The organism is Gordonia sp. i37 (assembly GCF_002043085.1).
In the GTDB taxonomy this organism is placed as follows: domain Bacteria; phylum Actinomycetota; class Actinomycetes; order Mycobacteriales; family Mycobacteriaceae; genus Gordonia; species Gordonia polyisoprenivorans.
In genome coordinates this window covers 1-4640 of record NZ_MVPX01000034.1, presented here as the reverse complement: position 1 = coordinate 4640, position 4640 = coordinate 1, and the positions used below count along the sequence as shown (strand labels likewise).

At 66.6% G+C, this 4640-nt stretch carries 2 protein-coding genes and 1 pseudogene; all 3 read right to left on the bottom strand.

Annotated features, from left to right (window positions below; genetic code table 11):
• Positions 1–506: 506 nt before the first annotated feature.
• Positions 507–2051 (bottom strand): glycosyltransferase family 39 protein, encoded by a 1545-nt coding sequence (locus B1964_RS01240; RefSeq protein WP_216354220.1) that lies wholly within the window; start codon positions 2049–2051, stop codon positions 507–509.
• A complete protein-coding gene (locus B1964_RS01235) occupies positions 2017–3843 on the bottom strand; it encodes a glycosyltransferase (protein ID WP_014358519.1) in 1827 nt (608 codons plus the stop codon). Before B1964_RS01235 ends, B1964_RS01240 begins: the two co-directional genes overlap by 35 nt.
• 146 nt (positions 3844–3989) lie before the next feature.
• A pseudogene (locus B1964_RS01230) lies at positions 3990–4640 on the bottom strand (NAD(P)/FAD-dependent oxidoreductase); the annotation flags it as partial.

The following is a 4640-nucleotide window of genomic DNA, read 5'->3' as shown; positions in this document are numbered from 1 at the left end:
CCCGGCCCGGCCGGGACCGCATCTGTTGTTTGAGAACTCCATAGTGATAATCCCATCCCGATGGTCGATGTGCGCGTGCCACCGTGGCCCGGAATCCCTTCGACACAAAGGGTCTCGAGGCTCGTCGCTGGCGCTCCTCGGCACCTCGACCATCGGGTGGGAAGGGCGTCAGCATCCTTCGATGGCAAGTCGCCTTTCCCCGATGGTCGAGGTGCGAGCCGCGTGCGGCGAGCCTCGAGACCGCCTGCGGCAGAGCTGGAACTGAACCACCGTGGACCGGAAGCCTGTCGGCACAAGGGGTCTCGAGGCTCGTCGCTGGCGCTCCTCGGCACCTCGACCATCGGGTGGGAAGGGCCGCCGGGTGGGAGGACCGTCGGGTGGGAGGGCGTCAGCATCATTCGATCGCCGTCGACTCCCTCAATCGATGGTCGAGGTGCGAGCCGCGTGCGGCGAGCCTCGAGACCGACTGAGCGATGGGAAAAGCGTGCGCGGGCGTTCGGTCCCGCTCAGCGCTGCATGCGCACGACCTGCGAGTGATTGAACTGGGTGCGGCCGGTGATGTGGAGTCCGGCGGCCGAGATCTCTCGGTAGAGCTCCGAATTGGTGAAGTGGAACGGTTGGAAGAACCAGTCCGACATGCCGCCGGGGTAGAGCACCGATGCGCGTGAACGTTCGCCGTCGGTGACCACCCACATCACTGCGCAGCCCTGCGCGAACACTCGGTACGCCGACACCGGCGTCGGGACGTCCCACAGTCGGCCCGACTGCGCGGCATCGATTTTCGGTCCGATGTCGCGAAGGACGGCGAAATCACCCGGCTTGGTCTGCAACACCACCCGTTGCGACTCCGGGCTCCACGACGGCGCTCCATCGAAGGCGACGCAATCCCCTGGAGCGGCGTGAGCACCGATGTAGTCACCCACGGCGGAGAAATCGGTACCGCCCATACGGCCGTACGGGCCACGCTGAGCGAGGTATTCCGGTGTCGCGGCAGCTGCGAGCGCCACCAGCACGACCACGGTGATCCACCGGTTCTCGCGGGCCACCGTCCTCGCCGACCACGCCAGCAGAAGGGCCAGGGCGGGCACCGTGAACACCAGATACCTGGGGGCATACAACTGGGTCCCGGTCCACGAGATGACGAAGACCACCGCCGCCGGAATCAACAGCCAACACCAGGCGAGCACGAACAGCCCGGCGCGCTCGACCGACCACGTCAAGACCGCCGCCACGAGCGCGACGGCCACCACCACACCGGCGACGATCAAATACGGCCACGACCCGACGAAGAACTCCCACAGGGCGTAGGTCACCACCCGCTGCAGCGACATCTCCGGAATCCACGAGATCTGCGCACGCTGACCGTGGACCCACCAGGCGAACGGTGACACGAGGATCATCACTGCGATCACCGTGACACCGAAGCCACGAAATGCGCTGCGCTGCCGCAACACCAGGTAAGCGGCATGCGCGGCGAGCAGGGTGACCGCGAGAAAGAACCACACCACGGCGACGATCGCAACGACCCCGTAGCCCAACCACCACCATCGGCCACGGTCGGCGGCCGCGACGAGCAACCAGGTCAGCACGACCGCCAAGAACAGCGTGCCCGCATAGGACCGGGCCTCGTTGCCCGCCCACATCACCCGCGGGACGGTGAGGAGCACCAGCCCGGCCATCACCCCGAAGGGCAGGTCCCACAAGCGATTCGCGAGCACAACCAACGCAGCGGCGGCCGCGCCGACCGCGATCGCCGACGGGAAACGCACCGAGAACTCCGACAACCCGAAGAGCGCCGTCCACGGCTTGAGCAGGAGATAGTACAGGGCGTGCACACCGTCGGTGTGGTGCACGAGCGAAAACAGTTGCGCGTAGCTGCGATCGACCGCCGAGACGGTGGCAGCTTCGTCGTACCAGAACGATGGACGCCACGACCCCAGCGCCGAGAACAGCACACCGACCACACCGACGACCGAGCAGGCGACGAGTAATCGCCGCCGGTCGGTGCGTGGCGCCTCAGTCGCCGTCGAAAAGTCGTTGCCAGTTCTCATGACTCGTGAGTTCCGGCAGCGCCGCCTGCCATTGCGCGGCCAACGCCGGTGCATTCTTACGCAGGTCCAGGCACAGCGTGGCGAGCTCGCGAAGCTGTCGCACTGCGATCTGCTTGTCACGCCGACGGATTCGGACGCCGGTCTGCGACGCGTCGGTGACGATCGCCTCCGCGAACAGACCCACATGCCACCAGCGGGCGCTGTGTGCCGGGATGGCCACCCGCCCACCGCCGACACGACCGAGCACCTGCTGCACCACCCGCTTGACCATCACCTGGTCGAGCTTGTTGTCCTGCGGTTCATGGCCTTTGGTGACGATACGCGGGTCGCCGACCAACCCTTCGACGGCTTCGTGGCGCACCGTGTCCGGATAGTGCGAGCGCAGCTCCGACAGCTCGGCGAGTTTGGTGCGTCCACCGTCGGCGAGTATCGACGGGCCGGACATGAAGTCGCGCACCGCAAGCAGGAATGTCTCGGCCAGTCCGTACTGCATCGAGACGATGTGCCCGGTGATCTCGCGGGCCACGGTGGTGGCGACCTCCGTCGGATCGAACCGACCGTGGATCGAGGCGACGATCAGCGCGTTCCGCCAGCTGAAATATCGCGACCAGTCGTCGTAATCCTTCAGGTGGAAATCGGCATGCCACACACCGGCATTGGGCAGCGTCACCGTCGCGAACCCGGCCTTGCGGGCCCGGATGCCGAATTCGATGTCGTCCCATTGGAAGAACAGCGGCAACGACAGCCCCGCGGCCACCACTGCCTCGGCCGGCAACAGACACGTCCACCAGCCGTTCCATCCGGCGTCGCTGCGCGCATCCTGATGCTTCTTGAGCGCGTTGAGCCCCGACTTGCCGAAAGCACCGGGAGTTCCGGCCTTCAGCTCGTCGAGAGCCTCCCATTCGCTGGTCATGTGCACGCGATAGGTCTCCGACAACAACAGCATCTGCGCGCCGACGATAACCGGGCGGGACGCATTGTTGGCCAGCGCCGACAGTCGCACCACCGACTCCGGCTCGCAGAGGATGTCGTCGTCCATGACGACGATGTCGGTCTCACATTCGCCGGTCTTCGTCAGCTCGTGGATACCGCGGTTGAATCCTCCCGCACCACCGAGATTCGGCTGGATCAGGTACTGAAGCCTGGGCCCCAGAACATCTTTGACCTTCGGAAAGTCTTCGTGGGCGTCGACGCGCGCGGTGCCCTGGTCGACGACGTACACCGAGTCGATCAGGTCCAGCGCCACCGGGTCCGAGGCCAGGGTGAGTAGCGTCGAGATGGCGTCGGCGGGGCGGTTGTGCGTGCACATCACCACCGACATCAGCCGGTTGCGCTGCGGCCGCGGCACCGACCACGTCACCTCCCGGATCCGTGCACCACCACCGATTGCGGTGGCGTCGAACCAGATTGCGCCACCGTCGACGAAGCGCCGGACATCGAGATCGAGAACCGCCCGGCCACGACCGGTCACCTCGACGGCGTCGATCGGACGCCACCGGCCGCTCGGATCGGAGGCCTTGACCTCTACTCGCAACAGCGCATCGGGCGCACACTCGTGATCGAACTCCAGCCGGACCGACGAGACCGTGGTGTAGCGCTGCCAGTAGCTTGCGGCGAAACGGCCGAAATACGTGTTGGTACTGAGGATCGCACCGGGCTCCATCCGGACCGCGGTCCGATCCGAACGCACCAACGCGGCGTTGGCGTCGACGTACATCCCCGGAACCACACGGGGATTCGGCCCCGCGAACAGAGTTCGCTGTACCAACATCCGGTCATTTTCCTGCTGCATCGGCCCTCGATATTCGGTGGACGTGGCGAGTTGCGGTCACCCCAACCCGAACCGAGACTAGCTCACAGCGAACCATCAGCGACGCGCCCGACACGACGTGTCCGTTGCTGCCGCACACTGTTCATCGCGGCCCCGACCACCCACCGTTACCGATCGAGATCGGCAAGCGCCGCTCCGGCAGCGTGAAACCCGCACATGCCGTGCACACCACCGCCCGGCGGGGTCGACGACGAGCACAGATAGACCCCGTCCACGCCGGTACCGTACGGCCGCACCGTGGCCCGAGGCCGCGCCACGAGGTGCAGCAGATCATTCGGACCGCCGCCGATGTCACCGGCCACCTGGTTCGGATTGTCCTGTGCCAGTTGGGCGGGCGCGGTGACGTGCATGTCGACGATGCGGTCGACGAAACCCGGCGCGAATCGTTCGATCTGCGCGGTGATCGCCTCGGCCGCCGGACCGTCATATCCGGCGGGTACGTGGGCGTACGCCCACAACGGATGCAGGTTGCCGGCCGCGCGACCCGGGTCGGCGAGCCACTGCTGCCCGACCAGGGTGAACGGCCGTTGCGGCATCGTCCCGGCGAGCACCTGTCGTTCTGCGTCGGCGATCTCGGTGTAGGTCCCGCCGAGATGGACCGTGCCGGCACGCTCGCAGCCCGGCGCGGTCCAGCCGACCTCACCGTCGATCACGTAGTCGACCTTGAACGCCGCCGCACGCGGTCGGCGGCGTCCGAACGTGCGGCGTATCCGACGGGGCATCGCGTCACCGAGGATCTGCGCGGCGGCCTCCGGCAA

What these genes read in the sequence shown, in the direction of transcription:
- B1964_RS01240 (WP_216354220.1), bottom strand. Translation starts at nt 2,051, where the DNA reads ATGAGAACTGGCAACGACTTTTCGACGGCGACTGAGGCGCCACGCACC.
- B1964_RS01235 (WP_014358519.1), bottom strand. Translation starts at nt 3,843, where the DNA reads ATGCAGCAGGAAAATGACCGGATGTTGGTACAGCGAACTCTGTTCGCG.